At 62.9% G+C, this 20,627-nt stretch carries 23 protein-coding genes; 14 read left to right on the top strand and 9 right to left on the bottom strand.

Annotated elements, in window-relative coordinates; all coding sequences use genetic code 11:
- Together AC1DT3_RS01095 and AC1DT3_RS01090 are read left to right on the top strand one after the other, a co-directional pair.
- Positions 1-423: a helix-turn-helix domain-containing protein gene (locus tag AC1DT3_RS01095; RefSeq protein ID WP_477463375.1), complete on the top strand. Its 423-nt coding sequence runs from the start codon at positions 1-3 to the stop codon at positions 421-423.
- A gap of 58 nt (positions 424-481) precedes the next feature.
- Positions 482-1,483 (top strand): adenosine kinase, encoded by a 1,002-nt coding sequence (locus tag AC1DT3_RS01090; RefSeq protein WP_477463374.1) that lies wholly within the window; start codon positions 482-484, stop codon positions 1,481-1,483.
- A 62-nt stretch (positions 1,484-1,545) separates the two neighbouring features.
- On the opposite strand, the gene AC1DT3_RS01085 is transcribed toward AC1DT3_RS01090, so the two are convergent.
- The gene (locus AC1DT3_RS01085) at positions 1,546-2,538 is read right to left on the bottom strand and encodes a 2-hydroxyacid dehydrogenase (protein ID WP_477463373.1); all 993 of its coding nucleotides are present in this window, start codon (positions 2,536-2,538) and stop codon (positions 1,546-1,548) included.
- 195 nt (positions 2,539-2,733) lie between these two features.
- Between AC1DT3_RS01085 and AC1DT3_RS01080 the strand changes: the two genes are divergently transcribed.
- Together AC1DT3_RS01080 and AC1DT3_RS01075 are read left to right on the top strand one after the other, a co-directional pair.
- Positions 2,734-3,264, top strand: a complete 531-nt coding sequence (locus tag AC1DT3_RS01080; RefSeq protein WP_477463372.1) for an SH3 domain-containing protein — start codon at positions 2,734-2,736, stop codon at positions 3,262-3,264.
- A 54-nt stretch (positions 3,265-3,318) separates the two neighbouring features.
- Positions 3,319-3,468 (top strand): DUF3096 domain-containing protein, encoded by a 150-nt coding sequence (locus AC1DT3_RS01075; protein ID WP_477463371.1) that lies wholly within the window; start codon positions 3,319-3,321, stop codon positions 3,466-3,468.
- A gap of 415 nt (positions 3,469-3,883) precedes the next feature.
- Here AC1DT3_RS01075 and AC1DT3_RS01070 read toward each other — a convergent pair whose 3' ends face one another.
- Positions 3,884-4,474, bottom strand: coding sequence for a hypothetical protein (locus tag AC1DT3_RS01070; RefSeq protein ID WP_477463370.1), 591 nt, complete (start codon positions 4,472-4,474; stop codon positions 3,884-3,886).
- A 130-nt stretch (positions 4,475-4,604) separates the two neighbouring features.
- A complete protein-coding gene (gene irr / locus AC1DT3_RS01065; protein WP_477463369.1) occupies positions 4,605-5,075 on the bottom strand; it encodes a Fur family transcriptional regulator Irr in 471 nt (156 codons plus the stop codon).
- 250 nt (positions 5,076-5,325) lie between these two features.
- On the opposite strand from irr, the gene fabA reads away from it, so the two are divergent.
- The 7 genes from fabA to AC1DT3_RS01030 all read left to right on the top strand — a co-directional run bounded on the left by fabA (position 5,326) and on the right by AC1DT3_RS01030 (position 12,388).
- Positions 5,326-5,847 carry a 3-hydroxyacyl-[acyl-carrier-protein] dehydratase FabA gene (gene fabA / locus AC1DT3_RS01060; RefSeq protein ID WP_477463368.1) on the top strand — a complete coding sequence of 174 codons (522 nt, stop codon included), beginning with the start codon at positions 5,326-5,328 and terminating at the stop codon, positions 5,845-5,847.
- 252 nt (positions 5,848-6,099) lie between these two features.
- Complete coding sequence (gene fabB, locus AC1DT3_RS01055; protein WP_477463367.1) at positions 6,100-7,323, top strand: beta-ketoacyl-ACP synthase I; 1,224 nt, start codon at positions 6,100-6,102, stop codon at positions 7,321-7,323.
- Between the two features lie 102 nt (positions 7,324-7,425).
- Positions 7,426-8,256 carry an enoyl-ACP reductase FabI gene (fabI, locus tag AC1DT3_RS01050; protein ID WP_477463366.1) on the top strand — a complete coding sequence of 277 codons (831 nt, stop codon included), beginning with the start codon at positions 7,426-7,428 and terminating at the stop codon, positions 8,254-8,256.
- A gap of 152 nt (positions 8,257-8,408) precedes the next feature.
- Complete coding sequence (locus tag AC1DT3_RS01045) at positions 8,409-9,035, top strand: DsbA family protein (RefSeq protein WP_477463365.1); 627 nt, start codon at positions 8,409-8,411, stop codon at positions 9,033-9,035.
- A 102-nt stretch (positions 9,036-9,137) separates the two neighbouring features.
- Positions 9,138-10,658 carry a murein biosynthesis integral membrane protein MurJ gene (gene murJ / locus AC1DT3_RS01040; RefSeq protein WP_477463364.1) on the top strand — a complete coding sequence of 507 codons (1,521 nt, stop codon included), beginning with the start codon at positions 9,138-9,140 and terminating at the stop codon, positions 10,656-10,658.
- A gap of 106 nt (positions 10,659-10,764) precedes the next feature.
- Positions 10,765-11,805 carry a tryptophan--tRNA ligase gene (gene trpS, locus AC1DT3_RS01035; protein ID WP_477463363.1) on the top strand — a complete coding sequence of 347 codons (1,041 nt, stop codon included), beginning with the start codon at positions 10,765-10,767 and terminating at the stop codon, positions 11,803-11,805.
- 85 nt (positions 11,806-11,890) lie between these two features.
- Positions 11,891-12,388 carry a universal stress protein gene (locus AC1DT3_RS01030; RefSeq protein ID WP_477463362.1) on the top strand — a complete coding sequence of 166 codons (498 nt, stop codon included), beginning with the start codon at positions 11,891-11,893 and terminating at the stop codon, positions 12,386-12,388.
- Between the two features lie 77 nt (positions 12,389-12,465).
- Here AC1DT3_RS01030 and AC1DT3_RS01025 read toward each other — a convergent pair whose 3' ends face one another.
- The 6 genes from AC1DT3_RS01025 to AC1DT3_RS01000 form a co-directional block, all read right to left on the bottom strand.
- Positions 12,466-14,223 carry an ABC transporter substrate-binding protein gene (locus AC1DT3_RS01025; RefSeq protein WP_477463361.1) on the bottom strand — a complete coding sequence of 586 codons (1,758 nt, stop codon included), beginning with the start codon at positions 14,221-14,223 and terminating at the stop codon, positions 12,466-12,468.
- A gap of 89 nt (positions 14,224-14,312) precedes the next feature.
- The gene (locus AC1DT3_RS01020) at positions 14,313-14,591 is read right to left on the bottom strand and encodes a DUF2160 domain-containing protein (RefSeq protein WP_477463360.1); all 279 of its coding nucleotides are present in this window, start codon (positions 14,589-14,591) and stop codon (positions 14,313-14,315) included.
- A gap of 12 nt (positions 14,592-14,603) precedes the next feature.
- The gene (locus AC1DT3_RS01015; protein WP_477463386.1) at positions 14,604-15,380 is read right to left on the bottom strand and encodes a carbohydrate ABC transporter permease; all 777 of its coding nucleotides are present in this window, start codon (positions 15,378-15,380) and stop codon (positions 14,604-14,606) included.
- A 110-nt stretch (positions 15,381-15,490) separates the two neighbouring features.
- Positions 15,491-16,384, bottom strand: coding sequence for a carbohydrate ABC transporter permease (locus AC1DT3_RS01010; RefSeq protein ID WP_477463359.1), 894 nt, complete (start codon positions 16,382-16,384; stop codon positions 15,491-15,493).
- Positions 16,381-17,481, bottom strand: a complete 1,101-nt coding sequence (locus tag AC1DT3_RS01005) for an ABC transporter ATP-binding protein (protein ID WP_477463358.1) — start codon at positions 17,479-17,481, stop codon at positions 16,381-16,383. Before AC1DT3_RS01005 ends, AC1DT3_RS01010 begins: the two co-directional genes overlap by 4 nt.
- Positions 17,482-17,493: 12 nt before the next feature.
- Positions 17,494-18,579: an ABC transporter ATP-binding protein gene (locus AC1DT3_RS01000; protein ID WP_477463357.1), complete on the bottom strand. Its 1,086-nt coding sequence runs from the start codon at positions 18,577-18,579 to the stop codon at positions 17,494-17,496.
- A 537-nt stretch (positions 18,580-19,116) separates the two neighbouring features.
- Between AC1DT3_RS01000 and AC1DT3_RS00995 the strand changes: the two genes are divergently transcribed.
- From AC1DT3_RS00995 to AC1DT3_RS00985, 3 genes are all read left to right on the top strand, one after another.
- Positions 19,117-19,677, top strand: a complete 561-nt coding sequence (locus AC1DT3_RS00995; protein ID WP_477463356.1) for a NifU family protein — start codon at positions 19,117-19,119, stop codon at positions 19,675-19,677.
- A gap of 65 nt (positions 19,678-19,742) precedes the next feature.
- Positions 19,743-20,330 carry a malonic semialdehyde reductase gene (locus AC1DT3_RS00990; RefSeq protein ID WP_477463355.1) on the top strand — a complete coding sequence of 196 codons (588 nt, stop codon included), beginning with the start codon at positions 19,743-19,745 and terminating at the stop codon, positions 20,328-20,330.
- Between the two features lie 79 nt (positions 20,331-20,409).
- On the top strand, positions 20,410-20,627 hold a 218-nt coding region (locus AC1DT3_RS00985; protein ID WP_477463385.1), incomplete at its 3' end, for a tRNA threonylcarbamoyladenosine biosynthesis protein TsaB.

The raw sequence follows: 20,627 nt of genomic DNA, 5'->3' as shown, positions 1-20,627 counted from the left end.
ATGACACCCTTCGGCGAACGGGTACGGCACCTGCGCCGCGAACGCGGGCTCCTCCTGAAAGACATGGCGGCGCATCTCGGCGTGTCCAGCGCCTATCTCTCGGCGCTCGAGCGTGGCGAACGGGGCAAGCCGACCTGGGCCCTGATCCAGGGCATACTGCAATATTTCAACATCATCTGGGACGAAGCCGATGCGCTGGCGCGGCTCGCGGATCTGTCCGATCCCAAGATCAGGATCGACACCGGTGGCACCCGCCCGGAAGCGACATTGCTCGCCAATCGCCTGGGGCGGGAAATCGGCACCCTGAGCAACGAGGATATCCATCGCATCCTGGCGATCCTGGACGGTTCGCGGGCAGCCGCGAGCGAATCCGAACCCGCCGGCGCACCGTCGCAACCCATGCCGACCCGTCGAGACGCTTGACCGGCTCGCCTGCCAATGCGAAAGCGCGCCAGCATTTTCTCTCGCTTTCGGATCGTTCATGTCCTCCCATTCCATCGATGTCCTGACCCTCGGCAACGCCATCGTCGACGTGCTCGCCCATACGGACGAGGCTTTCCTGGCCGCGCAAAAGGTCCACAAGGGGGCCATGCAGCTCATCGACGAGGACCGCGCCGAACACCTCTACGCGGCCATGGGCCCGGCGACGATCGTCTCCGGCGGCTCGGGCGCCAACACTGCGGCGGGCGTCGCCTCGCTCGGGGTCAAGGCTGGCTTCATCGGCAAGGTCAAGAACGATGAGACCGGTAACCTGTTCGCCCACGACCTCAAGGCCATCGACGTCCATTACGACGTTTCGCTCGCCAACGACGGCCCGGCCACGGCGCGCAGCTTCATACTGGTGACACCGGACGGCGAGCGCACGATGAACACCTATCTCGGCGCCTGTCAGAACCTGACACCGGACGACGTCAATCCCGACACTGTTCGCAGTGCCGGCATCGTCTATCTCGAAGGCTATCTGTGGGATCCGCCAGCGGCGAAGGAGGCTTTCCGGAAGGCCGTGAAGATCGCCCACCAAGCGGGCAACAAGGTCGCGCTGACCCTCTCCGACGCGTTCTGCGTCGATCGCTACCGCGACGAGTTCTTGGGCCTGATGCGCGACGGCAGTCTCGACATCCTGTTCGCCAACATCCACGAATTGCAGAGCCTCTACGGCACGTCCGATCCGGACAGCGCCCTCAACGCCTTGCGCGAAGAGAAGGTCCTGGGCGTCGTGACCCGCTCCGCCGAGGGCGCGCTCGTCGTCAGCCGCGGCGAGACCCGCGCCATCAAGGCCTTCCCGGTCGACCAAGTGGTCGACACCACCGGCGCGGGCGACCTGTTCGCCTCCGGCTTCCTCGCCGGCCTGACCCAGAATCTCGACCTCGTCGATTGCGCCCGCCTCGGCGGCCTCGCGGCAGCGGAGATCATCAGCCATCTCGGCGCCCGCCCGCAAACGAGCCTGCGCGACCTCGCCCGCCAGGAAGGCCTTCTCTCGTAGGACGAATTTTACGTGCTTGAGGCGCGTTGCTGAACCGGGGGACGGTTCTCCGCCTCCCCCGTCTACAGCATGCTCGGCAGCACGCGGTCGGGCGGCTTGTGTCCGTCGATGAACGCCTTGATGTTGACGATGACTTTTTCGCCCATGTCGATGCGGCCCTCGTAGGTCGCCGATCCCATGTGAGGAAGCAGAACGACCTTGTTCTGCCGGGCGAGTTTGACGAGGCGCGGCGAAACCGCCGGCTCTTCCTCGAAGACATCGAGACCCGCGCCGGCGATGGCGCCGGTTTCGAGAAGGCGGGTCAGGGCGGATTCGTCGATGATTTCGCCGCGTGCCGTGTTCACGATGATCGCGCTCGGCTTCATGAGCTTGAGCCGCCGGGCCGACAGCAGATGGAAGGTCGCGGGCGTGTGCGGACAATTCACCGACACGATGTCCATGCGGGCCAACATCTGGTCGAGGGATTCCCAGTAGGTGGCCTCGAGCTCGGCCTCGATCTTCGGCGGTACGTGACGTCGGTTGTGGTAGTGGATCGAGAGACCGAAGGCCTTGGCGCGCCGTGCCAGCGCCTGCCCGATGCGACCCATGCCGACGATGCCGAGGCGTTTGCCGGTGATGCGCCGCCCGAGCATCCAGGTCGGCGACCAGCCGGGCCAATCGCCCGATTCGATCACCTGCGCGCCTTCCGGGATGCGCCGCGCGACCGCCATGATGAGCGCCATGGTCATGTCCGCCGTGTCCTCGGTAAGGACGCCCGGCGTATTGGTGACGGTGATGCCCTTGGCATGCGCCGCGACCACGTCCACGTGATCGATGCCGTTGCCGAAATTGGCGATGAGCTTGAGGGAGGGACCAGCCTCCGCGATGATCGCAGCGTCGATTTCGTCGGTGACTGTGGGGACGAGCACGTCAGCGGTCTTTACCGCCTCGATCAGCGCTTCCCGCGACAGGGGCTTGTCCTCGAGGTTGAGCCTCGTGTCGAACAATTCGCGCAACCGGGTCTCGATCGCGTCCGGCAGCCGGCGGGTCACGACGACGACAGGTCTTTTCTTCATCCAACGCCCCCGAGGTCGATATCCGAACAGGAATTTTACGCTTCTTCACGCGCCCTTAACCACAATTCGGCGACTAAGGCGACGAGCCGCCGCGTGGCGCGCATCGTCCAGCTTGTCTACCAGAGGCGCGAGCGGAGACAAACCCGATGCGGGGCCGAGTCGACGAGCGTGAAAAGCACCTGTCCGATTGAGATCATGCGCAAGTTCCTGTTTCTCGTCATCCTGCTGTCCCTGAACATCGGTCCTGCCCTGGCGCAGGAAGCTCCGGGCGGGCGCAAAGGCACGGGCCTTCCGGTTCCGCGCTACGTCAGTCTCAAGACGGACCGGGTCAATCTGCGCGAGGGCCCGTCCAAGGACCACCGTACGGCATGGGTGTTCCAGCGCGCCGGACTGCCCGTCGAAATCATCGCCGAATACGAAACCTGGCGTCGCATCCGCGATTCGGAAGGCACCGAAGGCTGGGTGCTCCATTCGCTTCTCTCCGGTCGCCGGACCGGCCTGATCATGCCCTGGGCCAAGAACACGACGCCGATTCCCCTTCTCGACCGGCCGGACGACAAGGGCAACGTCGTCGCGCAGCTCCAGCCGAGCGTGATCGCCAGCATCAAGGAATGCGGCGGCGCGTGGTGCCGGATCGTGATCGTGCTGGAGAAATCGCGCGACGTGGATGGGTATATCCGCCAGGACAAGGTCTGGGGCGTCTATCCGAACGAGAAGGTGGAATGATATCCCATCGGGATGGCGCGCCGCGCCGATGAACCTTCGAGAAAGACCGCCTGCATGACCTTGTCGCTCAGCCTGAAGAACCTTCTCCCGCTCCTCGCCCTGATTCTCGGCATCGCGTCGATCGTCGCGCCCCGGTTCCTCAACATCTTCGTGGCGATCTTCCTGATCGCCTTCGCGGTGTACGGGCTAGGACTGATTCGCTGAGGCGAGCGTCGAGATAGGGTGCCTACCGTTGCACTTTGCGCGTGCATAAGGCAGGCTATGCAACAAATCCTAGCGTATAGTTGGATCTAACCGAGGATAATTGCATGGCGAAGACGTCAGAGACAGATTTGGGTATCGGCGTGATGCGTGTGCTGGCATCACGCCCAAACAACCAAGCTACAATGAGAACGTTGATTTTGCGGGTCCCAGATTTCGTCACGTTGACCTCGGAAGATCACCAACCCTCCATGGTTCGAAAAAACGAAGAAATGTGGGAGCAGCGTGTACGGAACTTGAAATCACACGAGAGTTCAGCCGGAAATGTCATCGGTGAAGGTTTTGTAGACCGTCCTGTAAGGGGAACATACAGGCTTACCGACGCAGGACTGCTTCATCTCAAAAATCTAGGCCAAGTCTAGAATGTACGCCCCTTGTATCCCGGCTTGAACCATTTGAGTTCGGTCCCAGACGCGTCTTTGTCCCAAACAAACCATGCATAGGCGGTTGTACCAGACCCCTTCTGGATGGCGCCGGCAGGATAGAAGGTAATTCGCTCGCTAAATACCCAGACGCGGGCCGGGGGGTGTGTCGCGAAGATCGTATTTGCTCGGTTGGCTCCTTCGAGGAAAGCAAGGCGAAGCAGTAACGCAAACTTACGCTTTGCCTGTCTCACTCCAGTCGCAACGAAGCCTTCGGCCGCGTTGTACGGCGGGTTGGTCACGATGTTGTCGCAGGAGCGCGTTGTATCCAGAAAATCAACGCCACCTTCACCATAGCCTCGGTAAAAAAGGTCGGAGCTGATGACCCTGTTGCCGTTCTTCTCCAGAACCTCGGACATCGCACCATCACCACATGCGCACTCCCAGATATCGCCCTCGAACGCCTCGTTGTCCGCTAAGGCAAAGGTCGCCCATTTTGGGGTCGGGAAGTAGTCAGGGCCGTCGAGATCAGCAAACCGTTTCGCTGTTGGCTTAAATCCGCCGTTCAGGTGATAGGTGGCATCCATGATTTTCCTCCCCGAGGAAAATCCTTATAAGAATCATATGGTTAGTAAAGTGTTAACGGGCGAGTCAAACCGTCGCACGAATCGCAATTAAGGGTAGTGTCGCGCTAAACAGCCCCTATCGGGGTTTCGGTCAGCTTGCCTTCCTGCGCAATCTGACGATCACTTCGACCCCAGCGACTTCCATGCCTTCCGGCGCGGCCGGAAGATCGACGACGGTCATGCCGGCGGACGGCATGTCGACCAATTCGCCGATATCTTCGAGGAAGAAATGGTGGTGCTCGGTGGGATTGGTGTCGAAATAGGCCTTGGTGCCGTCAACGGCGAGCTGGCGCAGCAGACCCACTTCCGTGAACTGGTGCAAGGTATTGTAGACGGTCGCGAGCGACACCGGGACCCGTGCCCGGGACGCCTCGTCGAACAGCATCTCGGCGGTGATGTGCCGATCGCCCTTGCCGAACAGGAGCCAGCCGAGCGACACGCGCTGACGGGTCGGCCTGAGGCCGACGCGGCGCAGCTTGTCGCGCAGCTCCGAAAGGGGGCAGCCACGGCGATAAAGAGGGATCGCCTTGGGGTCGATGAAGGAGGAGAGTGGGTCTGTCATCTCTGAACTAAAGCATGAAGCGCGCGATTTATCACCATAATCATAGGAAGGCGAGAGGGGTGCCGCAAGGCAAAGTCCCGCGAGGAGCTTGCATCTTGGCTGAAATTCGGCTTCGGATGCACCACTTTGAGGGACGACGCGCCTGTGTTACGAGGGCGCATCCCAAACGCCCCGCGGGTTCCGATCCGCGGGTTCGCCTTATCGACGTCCCGCTTTTCGACGTCCACGATTGAAAGGATCGGCATCCGGCATGGCCCGCAAGTCGAGCTATACATACGAAGACCTTCTCGCCTGTGGGCGCGGAGAGCTGTTCGGATCCGGCAATGCGCAGTTGCCTCTCCCCCCCATGTTGATGTTCGACCGCATCGTCTCCATCGGCGAGGACGGCGGCGAATACGGCAAGGGCCATGTTCGGGCGGAACTGGACGTGCGGCCCGATCTTTGGTTTTTTCCGTGCCATTTCAAGGGCGACCCGGTCATGCCGGGCTGTCTCGGCGTCGACGCCCTGTGGCAGATGGTCGGATTTTTCCTCGGCTGGTCCGGCTCCCCCGGTCGCGGTCGGGCGCTTGGTGTCGGCGAGGTGAAGTTCTCCGACCAGGTTTTGCCGACCGTCAAGAAAGTGGTCTACGGGGTCGATTTCAAGCGTGTGTTCCGGTCCAAGCTGGTGCTCGGCATCGCCGACGGCTGGCTCGAGGCCGACGGCCGGCGCATTTACGAGGCGAAGGATCTGCGGGTCGGCCTGTTCCAGGCGGAGACCCCGGCAGGAGGCTAGGCTCCCGGAGGCGGGGCTCGGCCTCGTTTCCGCTTAAAGTGGCTGCCGGACCCGTTGGATTCCAGTTCATCGCGATCGACGGTTGAGAACAAAGGACGCCGATCCCACGTGTAGAATGTGAGCAGCGCATTGGAATCCGGGCTGCTCACGCTCTAAATTCTCGAAGTTGCGCATGATTTTGACGCCGAATGGTTCCATATCGGCGACTTGCATGCACTCGGTCGGCATCGAATTTCTACGAAGAGGTTTGTTATGAGGCGCGTCGTCGTCACCGGAATGGGCATTGTCTCGTCCATCGGCAACAACACGCAGGAGGTCCTGGCCTCGTTGCGCGAAGCGAAGTCGGGCATCGTCCAGGCCCCGGATTACGAGAAGCTCGGCTTCCGTTGTCAGGTCCACGGTGCGCCGACCTTGAACCCGGAAGAGATCGTCGATCGCCGCGCCATGCGTTTCCACGGCACCGGCACGGCGTGGAACCACGTCGCCATGGATCAGGCGATCCGCGACGCCGGTCTCGAGGAAAGCGAGATTTCCCACGAGCGCACCGGCATCATCATGGGGTCCGGTGGTCCCTCGACCCGCACCATCGTCGATTCGGCCGACATCGCCCGCTCGAAAGGGCCGAAGCGCGTCGGTCCCTTCGCGGTCCCGAAGGCGATGTCCTCGACCGCCTCGGCGACACTCGCCACCTGGTTCAAGATCAAGGGCGTGAACTATTCCATCTCGTCCGCGTGCGCGACGTCGAATCATTGCATCGGCAACGCCTATGAAATGATCCAGTACGGCAAGCAGGACGTCATGTTCGCCGGCGGTTGCGAGGATCTCGACTGGACCCTTTCTGTCTTGTTCGACGCCATGGGCGCCATGTCGACGAAGTTCAACGATCGCCCGTCGGTCGCCTCCCGCGCTTACGACGTCAACCGCGACGGCTTTGTCATCGCCGGCGGCGCGGGCGTCCTCGTTCTCGAGGAACTGGAGCATGCCAAGGCACGCGGCGCGCGGATTTACGGCGAGATCGTCGGCTACGGCCTGACGTCCGACGGTTACGACATGGTCGCGCCTTCGGGCGAGGGCGCCATGCGCTGCATGAAGATGGCGCTCGAAGGCGTCGATGCGCCGATCGACTACATCAATCCGCACGCAACCTCGACGCCGGTCGGCGACCAGAAAGAAATCGAAGCGATCCGTCAGCTCTTCGGTTCCGGCGACAAATGCCCGCCGATCTCGGCGACGAAGTCGCTCACCGGCCACTCGCTCGGCGCCACGGGCGTGCAGGAGGCGATCTATTCGCTCCTGATGATGAACAACCGTTTCATCTGCGAGAGCGCCCATATCGACGAGATCGATCCCGAATTCGCCGACATGCCGATCGTCCGCAAGCGCATCGACGATGCGAAGATGGACACGGTCCTGTCGAACTCGTTCGGTTTCGGCGGCACCAACGCCACGCTCGTCATGAGCCGCTACAACGGTTGATGATCGAGTGAGCGATTGCGCCCGGCGCCCTGAGCGACCGGGCATCGAATGATGTCCCACGGCGTGCGTTAAAACGCCGAGGACGATTGAGGGGGGACGTCAGTGAACGGTCTCATGCACGGCAAACGCGGGCTCATCATGGGCGTCGCGAACGATCATTCCATCGCCTGGGGCATCGCCAAGACCCTGGCGGAACACGGCGCGGAACTCGCTTTCACGTATCAGGGCGAAGCCTTGGGCAAGCGCGTGACGCCGCTCGCGGCCTCGCTCGGTTCCAAGCTCGTCGTGCCTTGCGATGTGGAAGACGTCGCCTCCGTCGACGCCGCGTTCGAGATGCTCGACAAGCATTGGGACGGCATCGATTTTGTCGTTCACGCCATTGGCTTTTCCGACAAGTCGCAGCTCAAGGGCTCCTACGTCGACGTCACCACGCGCGAGAATTTCTCGCGCACGATGGTGATTTCCTGCTTCTCCTTCACCGAGATCGCACAGCGTGCGGCGAAGCGCATGAGGCCCGGCGGCTCGCTGCTCACGTTGACCTATGGCGGCTCCATGCGTGTGATGCCGAACTACAACGTGATGGGTGTCGCCAAGGCCGCACTCGAGGCGAGCGTGCGCTACATCGCGTCCGATCTCGGCCCGAACGGCATTCGCTGCAACGCGATCTCGGCCGGCCCCGTCCGCACGCTTGCGGGCGCAGGCATTTCCGACGCGCGGCTGATGTTCACCTATCAGCAGGCGCATGCCCCGCTGCGTCGCACCGTGAGCATCGACGATATCGGTGGATCGGCGCTCTACCTTCTGTCGCATCTTTCGGCCGGCGTAACGGGCGAGGTCCACTACGTCGATTCCGGTTACAACATCATCTCGATGCCGCGTCCGGAAGTGTTGAAGGCGCAGGACGCCGCCGGCGTCACCGGCGACGACGCGTAAACCAGGACGCCCGAACTGATCACGCGCCATTTCGGCGTTGCGCTTCACGATGCCGTTTCACGCGGACGTGGCACCGTGAAACGTGCGGCGCGCTCTTGAAATGGCCACGGTTCATTGGCAGCAACGCGGTTCCTGACAACCGATCGGATGCCATGATTCTCTCCCGCCGTTCCTTCATCGCCGGCTGCGCCGTCGCCAATGTCGCCGCGCCCGCTTTCGCGCAGACTGCTCCGGAGCCGCAAAAGGTGCCCGTCGAGCTCGTGGAAGAATCGCTCGATCTCCCCATCGCCGTGCGCCTCGGCCACGCCCATGGCGATGTGATCATGGTGGAGTACTTCGACTACAATTGCCCCTGGTGCAAAAAGTCGGCCCGCGATCTGCCGGCGCTCCTGAAAGCCGAACCGGATCTTTCGTACGTTCTCGTCAATTTCGCGGTGCTCGGCGCTCCCTCGGTCGAAGCCACGAAAGTCGCGCTCGGCTTCCTGCAGACTCAGGGCGAGAAGAATTATCTGCCGTTCCATCTCGCCTTGTTCGGCCTTCCCGGCACGGTCAACGGCAAGCGCGCCCTCGCCACGGCCGAGAAGCTCGGTGCGGACAACGCGAGGCTCCTCGAAAAAGCCAATTCGGACCAGACCATCCGGTTCATGAAGGAAGCGCTGCGCATCGGCAATTCGTTGGGGCTCGCGGCGACGCCGTCGTTTCTGGTCGGGACGGAATCCTATGTCGGCGGCATGACCCTCGCCGACAAACGCGCTGCGATCGCCGCCGCGCGGGAATAGTGCGAGACGCCCGCCAAGTCGGCCTGCCAATTCTCGCCCGCTTAGACAAAGCTCCGCCGGCCCGTTAAAGCTGCCACGTCCTTTCTCGTACGCGGCTTTGCGATGTCGCTTCTGCGCTCCTCTCTTCTCGTCGGCATCGGTGCGGCGGCCTCGCGGATTCTCGGTTTTGTACGGGACATCCTGTTCGCGCAGGCGCTTGGCGCCGGGCCGGTCGCCGACGCATTTCTCGCGGCCTTCCGGTTGCCGAACCTGGTGCGACGGGTGGTCGGCGAGGGCGGGCTCAATCCGGCGCTCATTCCCGCGCTCGGGCGCATGGACCCCGACGAGGCGGCGCCCTTTGCGGGCGATGTCATGAGTGTGTTCGCTGTCGCGATTCTCGCCGTCACGGGCCTCGTGGAGCTGGCGGCGGGCGTCCTCGCCTTCGCGCTCGCACCGGGCTTGCTCAACGAGGACACGCTCGGCCTTGTCGCGCTCTACACCCGTCTCGGCTTTCCCTCAGTCGTCGGCGTGACGCTGGCCTCCATCGGCGCCGCCATCCTCAATTGGCACCGGCGCTTCACAGCGGCGACCATGGCGCCCCTGATCGTCAACGCGGCCTTGATCTCCATGCTTCTCGCGCTGCCGTTTTTCGAGGCGACGCCATTGGCGCGACAGGCGACGTGGCTCGCCGCCGCCGCAAGTCTCGCGGGTCTCGTCCAATTGGCAATCGTCGCGATCGCCCTCGCCCGAGGGCGGGTTCGCGTCGTCGCGTTCCGCCGGCCGCGATTGACCCCGGCGTTGAAAGGCATCCTCCTCGCCGTATTTCCGGCGCTGATCGCCAGCGGCGCGGTGCAGATCTTCGTCCTCGCCGGCGCGCAACTGGCGTCGTTCTGGCCCTCCGGCGTGTCCTGGCTCTATTATTCCGAGCGGGTGATGCAGCTGCCCCTGGGGCTCATGGGCGCGCTCGGCTCCGCGATCCTGCTGCCGGAACTCGCTTCTCGCCATCGCCTTGGGGTGGGCGAGGCGATCGTCGATGCGCAGAACCGAGCGATGGAGATGGCTTTGCTGCTTGCCCTGCCGGCGAGCGTCGCTCTCGTCTTTCTCGCCTCTCCCATCGCCGTCGTCCTCTTCGAGCGGGGTGCGTTCGGACCAGCCGATTCGGCCGGCACGGCGCAGGTTTTAGCCGCTTTGAGCATTGGGCTGCCCTTCGCCGCCATCGGCAAGGTGCTGTCCCAGACGCTCTTCGCCCGCGGCGCGCTGCGCGGGACGCTGATAGCGACCCTCTTGGGACTCGGGACCACGCTCGCGGCCGGATGGATTTTCGGCTCCGTCCTGGGCGTGCCCGGTATCGCCCTGGGCATCGCCGCCGGCTGTTTCGCCCATGCGGCGACGCTTGCCGCAATTCTGAAGATGGCGGGGCTCTGGCGGCTCGATGCCTCGTTCGGCGCCAGGATGCCGCGCATCCTGCTGGCCAGCCTTGTCCTGGGAGCGGGTCTGTCTCTGGCGATGATCGCCTTGCCGGGTGAGAATTTCCTGGTGCTCGCGGTCCTGTGTGTCGGCGGATTGGCTCTCTACGGCGTGGCCGCCTGGTTGTTGGGTGCCGTGACGCGGACAGACATCGAGCGGCTCAAGGGTACGTCCTGAATGGGCCGGCGGCCCGCGGTGCTTGGCGACACCTGAATCTAGGCACTTGCATCGCTCTCCCGCCCTGTCATAACGCGGCGCAACAAGACTTGGAGTTCAAAAGACGATGGCGCAGTTCAAGGAGCTCGTGTTCTCAGGCGTTCAGCCGACGGGAAATCTCCATCTCGGAAACTACCTCGGCGCCATCAAGCGATTCGTGACGATGCAGGAGACGCACGATTGCATCTATTGCGTCGTCGACATGCACGCGATCACGGTGCCGCAGGATCCCAAAGACCTCAACCGCCAGATCCGCGAGGTGACCGCCGCGTTCCTCGCCGCCGGTATCGATCCCAAGCGTCACATCGTCTTCAACCAGTCTCAAGTTCCCCAACACGCGGAACTGGCCTGGGTGATCAACTGCGTCGCCCGCATCGGCTGGCTCAACCGCATGACCCAGTTCAAGGAAAAGGCCGGCAAGGACCGTGAGAACGCGTCCGTCGGGCTCTACGCCTATCCGGACCTGATGGCGGCGGACATCCTCGTGTACAGGGCCACCCATGTTCCCGTCGGCGAGGACCAGAAGCAGCACCTCGAATTGACCCGCGACGTGGCGCAGAAATTCAACAATGACTGGGCGGCTTCGATTGCCGAGCACGGTTTCGGCGATGCCTTCTTCCCGCTGACCGAGCCCCTGATCCAGGGCCCGGCGACCCGGGTCATGTCGTTGCGTGACGGTTCGAAGAAGATGTCGAAATCGGATCCGTCCGACTATTCGCGCATCAATCTCACCGACGATGCCGACAGCATCGCCCAGAAGATCCGCAAGGCGAAGACCGACGCCGAGCCGCTTCCGAGCGAAGTGGAGGGGTTGAAGGCGCGTCCCGAGGCGGAGAATCTCGTCGCCATCTATGCGGCGCTGATGGATGTGACGCCGCAGGATGTCCTGCGCGATCACGCCGGTTCGCAGTTCTCGGGCTTCAAGTCCGCCCTCGTGGACGTCGCCGTGGCGAAACTCGCGCCGATCGCCGGAGAGATGCGCCGTCTCGTCGACGATCCCGGCCACATCGAAGCGATTCTCGCCGACGGGTCGGCGCGTGCCCGGGCCATCGCCGAGCCGAACATGGCCGCGGTGAAAGACATCGTCGGGTTCGTGCGTGCCCGTTGAAGCCGTGCGTCCGGGCCCCTGCGCTCGACCCCTTGCGCTCGGCTCGCGGGCGCGGCAGCATCGCGGCTGATGCGGTGGAGGCTGGATGAGCGGTAAGCGCCGATCCTACGAATCCGGCCATCGGCCGAAATTCATGGTCGTGGTCGACGAGACCCCGGAATGCTCGCGCGCGGTCCATTTCGCCTCACGCCGCGCGGCGCGGACCGGCGCCAGCATGATCATGCTCGCGGTGGTCGATCCGCCGGACAATTTCGAATGGATCGGTGTCGGCGAGGCCATGGTCGAGGAAGCCCAGGGCGAGGCCGAAAAGCGCCTCGAGGAGGCCGCCAAGGAGGCGCGCACGGCCGCGGGCGTCGACCCCGAACGGGTGATCCGCGTCGGCGACCGTTCGGAAGCGATCACCGCACTCATCAACGAGGACGAAGACATCTCCTTCCTCGTGCTTGCGGCCGGTACGAACAAGGAGGGGCCCGGCCCGCTCGTCTCGTCGCTCGCCGGCAAGATCGCGTCGACCTTTCCGGTTCCGATCGTCGTCGTACCGGGAAGCCTGACCGACGAAGAGATCGACGCGCTCGCCGGTTGAGCCTTTTCACCGCCAAAAGAAAAAGAGGGGCACGCGCCCCTCTCTTCCCGCTCTCTTCCCGATTATCGCCGACGTGATCAGCTCTTCTTGGGCGGCGATGCCGGCCAGCTCTTGATCAGCGTGTCGTAATCGATCGTCTCGCCTTTCGGCTTCTCGTTGGCGAGCTTGCGCTGGGGCGCGATGTTGCCGGAGGTTTCGGCCTTTTTGAACCAATCCTCGGCCGAGGTCTTGGGGTTCAGTTTCGGACCGCATTCGCCCTGCACATTGGCGCGCTCGAGTCGGCCGAGCACGTCGTCCTGCGCCGCTGCGAGGGCATCCATCGCCTGTTGCGGCGTTTTCGCGCCGGAGGACGCATCGCCGATATTCTGCCACCAGAGCTGCGCCATCTTCGGATAATCCGGGATGTTGTTGCCCGTCGGCGTCCATTGCACGCGCGCCGGTGAGCGATAGAACTCGACGAGACCGCCGAGCTGAGGCGCGCGGTCGGTGAAGCTCTTGTCCCAGATGTCGCTTTCACGAATGAACGTGAGACCGACGTGGCTCTTCTTCAGGGACACGCTCTTCGACGTGACGAATTGCGCGTAGAGCCAGGCTGCCTTGCGGCGTTCGAGCGGCGTCGATTTCAGCAGGGTCCAGGAACCGGCGTCCTGGTAGCCGAGCTTCATACCTTCCTTCCAGTAGGAGCCGTGCGGAGAGGGTGCCATGCGCCATTTCGGTTTGCCGTCCGTGTTCATGACCGGCAACCCGGGTTTCACCATGTCGGCGGTGAACGCCGTGTACCAGAACATCTGCTGCGCGATGTTGCCTTGCGCGGGCACGGGTCCGGATTCGGAGAAGGTCATGCCGGCGGCTTGCGGCGGTGCGTATTTCTTCAGCCATTCGAGATATTTGGTGATCGAATAGACCGCTGCGGGACCATTGGTGTCGCCGCCGCGATCGACGGAGGAGCCGACCGGTCGGCACCCTTCCATGCGCACGCCCCATTCATCGACCGGCAACCCGTTCGGAATGCCCTTGTCGCCGTTGCCGGCCATGGAAAGCCAGGCATCGGTGAAGCGCCACCCGAGCGATGGATCCTTCTTGCCGTAATCCATGTGGCCGTAGACTTTGACGCCGTCGACTTCCTTGATGTCGTTGGTGAAGAATTCGGCGATGTCCTCATAGGCCGACCAGTTCACCGGGACGCCGAGATCGTAGCCGTACTTGGCCTTGAATTTTTCCTTGAAGTCGGGGCGCTGGAACCAGTCGTACCGGAACCAGTACAGGTTCGCGAATTGCTGGTCCGGCAATTGATACATCTTACCGTCAGGCGCCGTCGTGAAGGACTTGCCGATGAAGTCGTTCACGTCGAGCGTCGGCGACGTCACGTCCTTGCCCTCGCCCTTCATCCAATCGTCGAGCGCGATCGCCTGCTTGTAGCGAAAGTGCGTGCCGATGAGATCGGAATCGTTGACCCACGCGTCGTAGATGTTCTTGCCCGATTGCATCTGGGTCTGSAKCTTCTCCACCACGTCGCCTTCCTGGATCAGGTCGTGSKTGAGCTTGATGCCGGTGATYTCGGAGAACGCYTTGGCSAGCGTCTTGGCTTCGTATTCATGCGTCGTGATGGTTTCCGAGACGACGTTGATGTCCATGCCGGCGAAGGGTTTCGCCGCATTCACGAACCACTCCATCTCCTTCATCTGCGCATCTTTTTGCAGCGTCGAAGGCTGGAACTCGCTGTCGACCCATTTCTTCGCTTCGTCCATGCCGGCGAAGGCCGAGCCACCGCCGAGCATCAGCGCGAACGCGCTGACGGAGACGAGGTGTCTCACGTGTCGTCGAGATGTTGTCATGACTTCCTCCCGTTATAGGCAGCCGGCTCGTACGTCCGGCCGATCTCTCCGGCTCGGTTGGGCCGGCGAGTCTTTTGAGGCCTCTCCCGTCACACGAAGCGGAACACCGCCGCCGCGTAGAGAAGGGACAGACCGAGCGCCCACCACAGGTCGGGTCCGACGAACCCGAGCCAGGCGATGTTGATGAAGGCCGTGCCGAGAAGCGAAATGAAAAGACGGTCGCCGCGGGTCGTGGGAATGCGAAGCACGCCGACCCGTTCGGTTTCCGGATAGAGAATGGCGAGGACGATCATCACGAATAGAAGGGTCGCGATGACGCAAAAGAAGATCGCCGTCTGCCAGGTCCATGCCATCCAGGCGAAATCCATCGGCGATCTCCCTCAGACCCGGCCCAGGGCGAAGCCCTTGGCGATGTAGTTGCGCACGAACCAGATCACGAGCGCGCCGGGCACGATGGTGAGCACGCCGGCGGCGGCGAGAAGTCCCCAATCCATGCCGGACGCGGACACCGTTCGGGTCATCGTCGCGGCGATCGGCTTGGCGTTGACCGAGGTGAGCGTGCGCGCGAGGAGCAGCTCGACCCACGAGAACATGAAGCAGAAGAACGCCGCGACGCCGATACCGGACGCGATCAGCGGCATGAAGATCTTGATGAAGAAGCGCGGGAAGGAATAGCCGTCGATGGCGGCCGTCTCGTCGATCTCACGCGGAACGCCCGACATGAAGCCTTCGAGAATCCACACGGCGAGCGGGACGTTGAACAGGCAATGGGCGAGGGCGACCGCCCAGGGCGTGTCGAACAGGCCGATGGCGGAATACAAGTTGAAGAACGGCAGTGCGAACACCGCCGGCGGCGCCATGCGGTTGGAGAGCAGCCAGAAGAACAGGTGCTTGTCGCCGAGAAACCGGTAACGCGAGAAGGCGTAGGCGGCGGGGAGCGCGAGGGAGATCGACAGCAACGTGTTGATCACCACGTAGGTCAGCGAGTTGATGTAGCCGGTGTACCAGCTCGGGTCCGTGAAGATCTTCTTGTAGTGCTCGAAGGTGATCTCCCGCGGCCACAGCGTCATGGTGCTGGAGATCTCGAGGTTGGTCTTCAGACTCATATTGATGAGCCAATAGATCGGCAGCATCAGGAACACGAGGTAGAGCACCATCACCAGCGTCCGCCCGTTGACGCGCGAGGGCGTCAGCGCGCGGTTGGCGGCCGTTTGGCTTGGAACGGCGGTGGCGCGTGTCGCGGCAGGCGCGATGATGGCGGTGTCGCTCATGCCTCCACCCTGTCGCGACTGGCGTCGACATTCGTCATGACGGTGTAGAACACCCAGCACACGGCGAGGATGATCAGGTTGTAGACGAGCGACATGGCGGCCGCCTTGCCGAGATCGAATTGCCCGAGGGCGAGTTTCACGAGGTCGATCGACAGGAACGTCGTCGCATTGCCCGGCCCGCCGCCGGTAAGCACGAACGGTTCGGTGTAGATCATGAACGAATCCATGAAGCGCAGGAGCACGGCAATCAGCAGGACCCGCCGCATCTTGGGCAATTGGATGGTGCGGAACACCGCCCAGCGCGACGCCCCATCGATGCGGGCGGCTTGGTAATACGCGTCCGGAATGGATTTGAGGCCCGCGTAACAAAGCAGCGCAACGAGGCTCGTCCAATGCCAAACGTCCATCACGATCAAGGTGATCCACGCATCGATCGTGTGGCCGGTATAGTTATAGTCGATGCCGAGATGGTTGACCGTCCAGCCGAGTAGTCCGATATCGCTGCGCGCGAAAACCTGCCAGATCGTGCCGACGACGTTCCACGGAATCAGAAGGGGTAGGGCCATGAGAACGAGGCAGAGCGCCACCGTCCAGCCTTCCCGCGGCATCGCGAGCGCAATGCAGATACCGAGCGGAATTTGGATCGCAAGGATGATCGCCGAGAACAGCAGATTGCGCCAAAGGGAATCGAAGAACCGTCCGCCGAGTTCCTTGGATGGATCGAGCAGGTCCTGAAACCAGCCGACGCCGTTCCAGAAGAACTGATTGTTGCCGAACGTATCCTGCACCGAATAATTGACCACGGTCATGATCGGCAGCACGGCCGAGAACGCCACCACGGCGAAGACGGGCAGAACGAGAAACCAGGCGCGGTGGTTCACCGGCTTCATGGTGCCCTGCCCTCCGCCGGTTCACCGGGAACGAGGTGCCCGTTGGAATAAATGTGCACATGCGGCGCGTCGAACACGAGGGAGGCCTCATCGCCTTCGATGGTCAGGTTTTCCGGAACGCTCGCGGCAAGCGCCCGGCCACCCATCTCCACGCGCGCGATGCGCGCCCGTCCGATATCGTCGATGCGCTTTATGCGCACCGGCAATCCGACATCCTTCCGTTGCAGATGAACGAATTCGGGACGGATGCCGAGTTCGATGCGCTGATCCTGCAGCAGGCGCGGATAGCTGCGCGGCAGGGCGATGACGCTTTGGTCCACATGAGCCGTCATCCCCTCGACCCGGCAAGGCATGACGTTCATGCCCGGTGAGCCGATGAAATGACCGACGAAGGTGTGCGCCGGCCGCTCGAACAATTCCTCCGGCGTGCCGGTCTGCACGACAGCGCCGTCATGCATCACCACCACCTTGTCGGCAAAGGTGAGCGCCTCGGTCTGATCGTGCGTGACGTAGATCATGGTGAGGTCGAGGACGCGATGGATCTCTTTCAGCGTGGAGCGCAATTGCCACTTCAATTGCGGATCGATGACGGTCAGCGGCTCATCGAACAGGATTGCCGCCACGTCTGGGCGCACGAGGCCGCGTCCGAGCGAGATCTTCTGTTTCAGATCGGCGGTGAGGTTGCTCGCCTTGCGATCCATGACGCGCGTCAGATCGAGCAGACGGCCGATCTCGTCGACGCGGGCCGCGGTCTTTTCGCGGGAGACGTGGCGGTTCTTGAGCGGAAAGGCGAGGTTCTCGCGCACGCTCATGGTGTCGTAGACGACGGGAAACTGGAACACCTGCGCGATGTTGCGCGCCTCTGTCGGCAGATCGGTCACGTCGCGGTCGTCGAAGAGAATACGTCCGCGTGTCGGGCGCACCAGGCCGGAGATGATGTTGAGCAGCGTGGTCTTGCCGCAACCCGATGGTCCGAGCAGCGCATAGGCGCCACCTTGCGACCAGACGTGGTTGATTTCCTTCAGCGCGTAGTCTTCAGGACCTTGCGGATCGGGCCGGTAGGCGTGGGCGAGATGATCGAGGGTGATTTGCGCCATCCGTGCCCTCCTTCACGCAGCCTGCGCCAAGGCCGACGCCACGAGGCGGCCCGTGGCGTCGAACAACAGGAGATGACGCGGATCGAGGAACGCGGTGACGGCGGCGCCCGGTTCGAGCCGCTTCACGCCGGGAACGAGCGCCACGAATCGCCGCTCGCCGGCATCGAGATGGATGTAGCTCTCCGAACCGGTGATCTCGGAAACGGAGACGACGGCGGGTAAGGCCAGCCCACCATTTGCGATCGGCTCCAGGCCGAGATGATGCGCTCGGAAGCCGAGCGTATATTCGCCATCCGGCAGGCGCGCGAACGGGCCGACGGCGCGGGTTTCGCCGCCCGTGCTCAAGGTCACCGAGGGTCCTGCTTTTCGCGCCGTCAGCGTATTGAGCGGCGGGTCCGAAAACACCTGCGCGGTGATGAGATCGTGCGGTTGTCGATACACCATCGGCGTCGGGCCGAATTGCGTCACGCGTCCATGATGCAATGTCGCCGTACGCCCGCCGAGGAGAAGCGCTTCCGTCGGCTCCGTCGTCGCATAGACGAAGATAGCGCCCGACGCAGCAAAGATCCGCGGCAGTTCTTCGCGTAATTCCTCACGCAGCTTGTAATCGAGATTGGCGAGTGGCTCGTCGAGCAGAACGAGATCGGCGCGTTTCACGAGCGCGCGGGCGATCGCGGTGCGCTGCTGCTGTCCGCCGGACAGATTCAGCGGTTTTCGATCGAGATAGGGCTCGAGCCTGAGCAACCGCGACGCCTCTTCGACGCGCGCCTTGATCTCCGGCGTCGGCAGCCCGGCGACGCGCAGGGGCGAGGCGATGTTCTCGTACACCGAGAGCGACGGGTAATTGATGAATTGCTGGTACACCATCGCGACGCTGCGGCGCTGCACCGGTCGCCCCGTGACGTCCTGTCCTTCGACGAGGACCCGCCCGCTCGAGGGAGCATCGAGCCCGGCCATCAAGCGCATCAGCGACGTCTTGCCGGCAAGYGTCGCGCCGAGGAGCACGTTGAGCGAGCCGCTCTCCAGCGTCAGCGATACGTCGTCGATATGCGTTTCCGCGCCGACTTTCTTGCTGACGTGATCGAGAACGAGCGTCATCGGCAGCGACCTTCCCTGCCCGTCGCGCACGGAAGGCTACCGGATTTCGCGACCGCATCGGAAGGCGTGCCGTCCACGTCCGCTCGCACGTTTCGCTCCATGGCCGGTTCGAGCCGGCCTTTCTGACTTATGATTTCAGCCTAGGTTGATAATAAATCACGCGCAAGAGTGCGAAAGAGGCAACGGCGCGCTCCTTTCTTTGCAATATTGAAGGCATCAAACACTTCAGGCGGCCATGTCTTCAAAGATTAAATTCTTTCGCCGAACCTTGGCTTTCAGCGAAACTTACTCGGCTCGGATTCCGTCGCCGCCGGGGTTACTCCAACGAAAGACTAATTATCCACCTGGATTGCCTTTGCCGCGATGCGACCTAATTAGCCGCGCCTCCGTCAAGGAGCCCGAATCTCGGTCGCGCCCTCTTGGATTTCACGCAAGGTGGTTCCACATCCATAGGGAAACCTGTTAGAACGATTCCAAGGCTTTCTCGCCTTAAACGACCCACTCGGCCGGCCTTGAACCGGCGCAGAGGACAAACCGATGTTCATTCAAACTGAAGCCACCCCCAATCCCGCCACCCTGAAGTTTCTGCCGGGCCGCGTCGTCATGCCGGAAGGCACGTTCGAAGCACGCGCTCCGCAGGACGCCGCCGTTTCGCCCCTGGCCGAGCGCCTGTTCACCGTTCCCGGCGTGACGGGCGTCTTCTTCGGGTACGATTTCATTTCCGTGACCAAGGCCGACGGCGAGTGGCAGCACCTCAAGCCGGCCATCCTGGGCGGCATCATGGAGCATTTCATGACCGGGGCACCGGTCATGAACGACAATGGCGTGCCCGAGGCGACTGACGGCGAGGAATTCTTCGACGATTCGGATGCGGCAACGGTGGAGACCATCAAGGAGCTGCTTGAGACCCGCATTCGCCCGGCGGTCGCCGGCGACGGCGGCGACATCACGTTCCGCGGCTTCAAGGACGGCGTCGTCTATCTCGTCATGAAAGGCGCCTGCTCGGGCTGCCCGTCGTCCACCGCCACCCTGCGACACGGCATCCAGAACCTGCTCAAGCACTTCCTGCCCGATGTGCGCGAGGTCCAGGCCGTTTAATCGATCCTCGCGGACCCTAGATTCAAGCGCGGCTGAAAGGCCGCGCTTTTTTGTGGGAGGGGCCTTTGGATCCGTTGAACGACGCCGCCCTCGACCAGATCTTCCGCACGGCTCGGACGTTGCGCCGTTGGCAGGACAAGCCGGTCACCGACGATCAGCTGCGCGCATTCGCGGAACTCGCCAAGCTCGGTCCGACGAGCGGCAATTGCTGCCCGGCGCGTGTCGTCTTCGTGGTCTCGCTGGACGCCAAGGAGCGGCTGCGCCCGCATCTGGACGCCGGCAATGTGCGCCAGACCATGAGCGCGCCCGCGACGGCCATTGTGGGCTATGACCTGAAATTCTACGAAAACTTCCCTCTTCTCGCCCCGCGCACCGACGTGGAGGCCTGGCGGCGGGAGAAACCGGAGATCGTCGAGGAAAACGCGTTGCGCAATTCCTCGCTGCAGGGCGCTTATCTCATCATCGCCGCGCGGGCGCTCGGGCTCGATTGCGGCCCAATGTCCGGTTTCGATCAGGCCGGCGTCACGAACGCCTTCTTTGCGGGCACGCCGATCAAGGCGAATTTCCTCATCAATCTCGGCTATGGCGACCGGACGGATCTGCGTCCCCGCGCGCCGCGTCTTCCGTTCGCCGACTTCTGTACGATCTCGTGAAAGCGCACGGCGTTCGAAAAGCCGTTCACACTTTGGCGGATCATGCTCTAAAGAAGCGTCGGAAGACGGAGATATGACGTTGCGCGTTCTTGCCATCGACACCGCCCTCGGCGCCTGTTCGGCCTGCATTTTCGATTCGGACCATCAAGAGCCGCTGGTGCGCGAGATGATCCCGATGGATCGCGGGCACGCGGAAGCGTTGCTGCCGCTCATCGACCGGCTCATCAGCCATGTGGAAGGCGGTTTTGCGAGCCTCGACCGGGTGGCGGTCACCGTCGGTCCGGGAAGCTATACGGG

This window comes from Microvirga sp. P4_G7, assembly GCF_056401005.1.
Note: the sequence above shows the minus strand (reverse complement) of the source record. Positions and strands in the feature narration are given on the sequence as shown.

Coding starts and splice junctions, on each gene's coding strand:
- AC1DT3_RS01045 (WP_477463365.1), top strand. CDS start 8,409: ATGATTCTCTCCCGCCGTTCCTTCATCGCCGGCTGCGCCGTCGCCAAT.
- AC1DT3_RS01095 (WP_477463375.1), top strand. CDS start 1: ATGACACCCTTCGGCGAACGGGTACGGCACCTGCGCCGCGAACGCGGG.
- AC1DT3_RS01090 (WP_477463374.1), top strand. CDS start 482: ATGTCCTCCCATTCCATCGATGTCCTGACCCTCGGCAACGCCATCGTC.
- trpS (WP_477463363.1), top strand. CDS start 10,765: ATGGCGCAGTTCAAGGAGCTCGTGTTCTCAGGCGTTCAGCCGACGGGA.
- AC1DT3_RS01085 (WP_477463373.1), bottom strand. CDS start 2,538: ATGAAGAAAAGACCTGTCGTCGTCGTGACCCGCCGGCTGCCGGACGCG.
- AC1DT3_RS01030 (WP_477463362.1), top strand. CDS start 11,891: ATGAGCGGTAAGCGCCGATCCTACGAATCCGGCCATCGGCCGAAATTC.
- fabB (WP_477463367.1), top strand. CDS start 6,100: ATGAGGCGCGTCGTCGTCACCGGAATGGGCATTGTCTCGTCCATCGGC.
- irr (WP_477463369.1), bottom strand. CDS start 5,075: ATGACAGACCCACTCTCCTCCTTCATCGACCCCAAGGCGATCCCTCTT.
- AC1DT3_RS01070 (WP_477463370.1), bottom strand. CDS start 4,474: ATGGATGCCACCTATCACCTGAACGGCGGATTTAAGCCAACAGCGAAA.
- murJ (WP_477463364.1), top strand. CDS start 9,138: ATGTCGCTTCTGCGCTCCTCTCTTCTCGTCGGCATCGGTGCGGCGGCC.
- AC1DT3_RS01010 (WP_477463359.1), bottom strand. CDS start 16,384: ATGAAGCCGGTGAACCACCGCGCCTGGTTTCTCGTTCTGCCCGTCTTC.
- fabA (WP_477463368.1), top strand. CDS start 5,326: ATGGCCCGCAAGTCGAGCTATACATACGAAGACCTTCTCGCCTGTGGG.
- AC1DT3_RS01080 (WP_477463372.1), top strand. CDS start 2,734: ATGCGCAAGTTCCTGTTTCTCGTCATCCTGCTGTCCCTGAACATCGGT.
- AC1DT3_RS01015 (WP_477463386.1), bottom strand. CDS start 15,380: ATGGTGCTCTACCTCGTGTTCCTGATGCTGCCGATCTATTGGCTCATC.
- AC1DT3_RS01005 (WP_477463358.1), bottom strand. CDS start 17,481: ATGGCGCAAATCACCCTCGATCATCTCGCCCACGCCTACCGGCCCGAT.
- AC1DT3_RS01020 (WP_477463360.1), bottom strand. CDS start 14,591: ATGGATTTCGCCTGGATGGCATGGACCTGGCAGACGGCGATCTTCTTT.
- AC1DT3_RS00995 (WP_477463356.1), top strand. CDS start 19,117: ATGTTCATTCAAACTGAAGCCACCCCCAATCCCGCCACCCTGAAGTTT.
- AC1DT3_RS01075 (WP_477463371.1), top strand. CDS start 3,319: ATGACCTTGTCGCTCAGCCTGAAGAACCTTCTCCCGCTCCTCGCCCTG.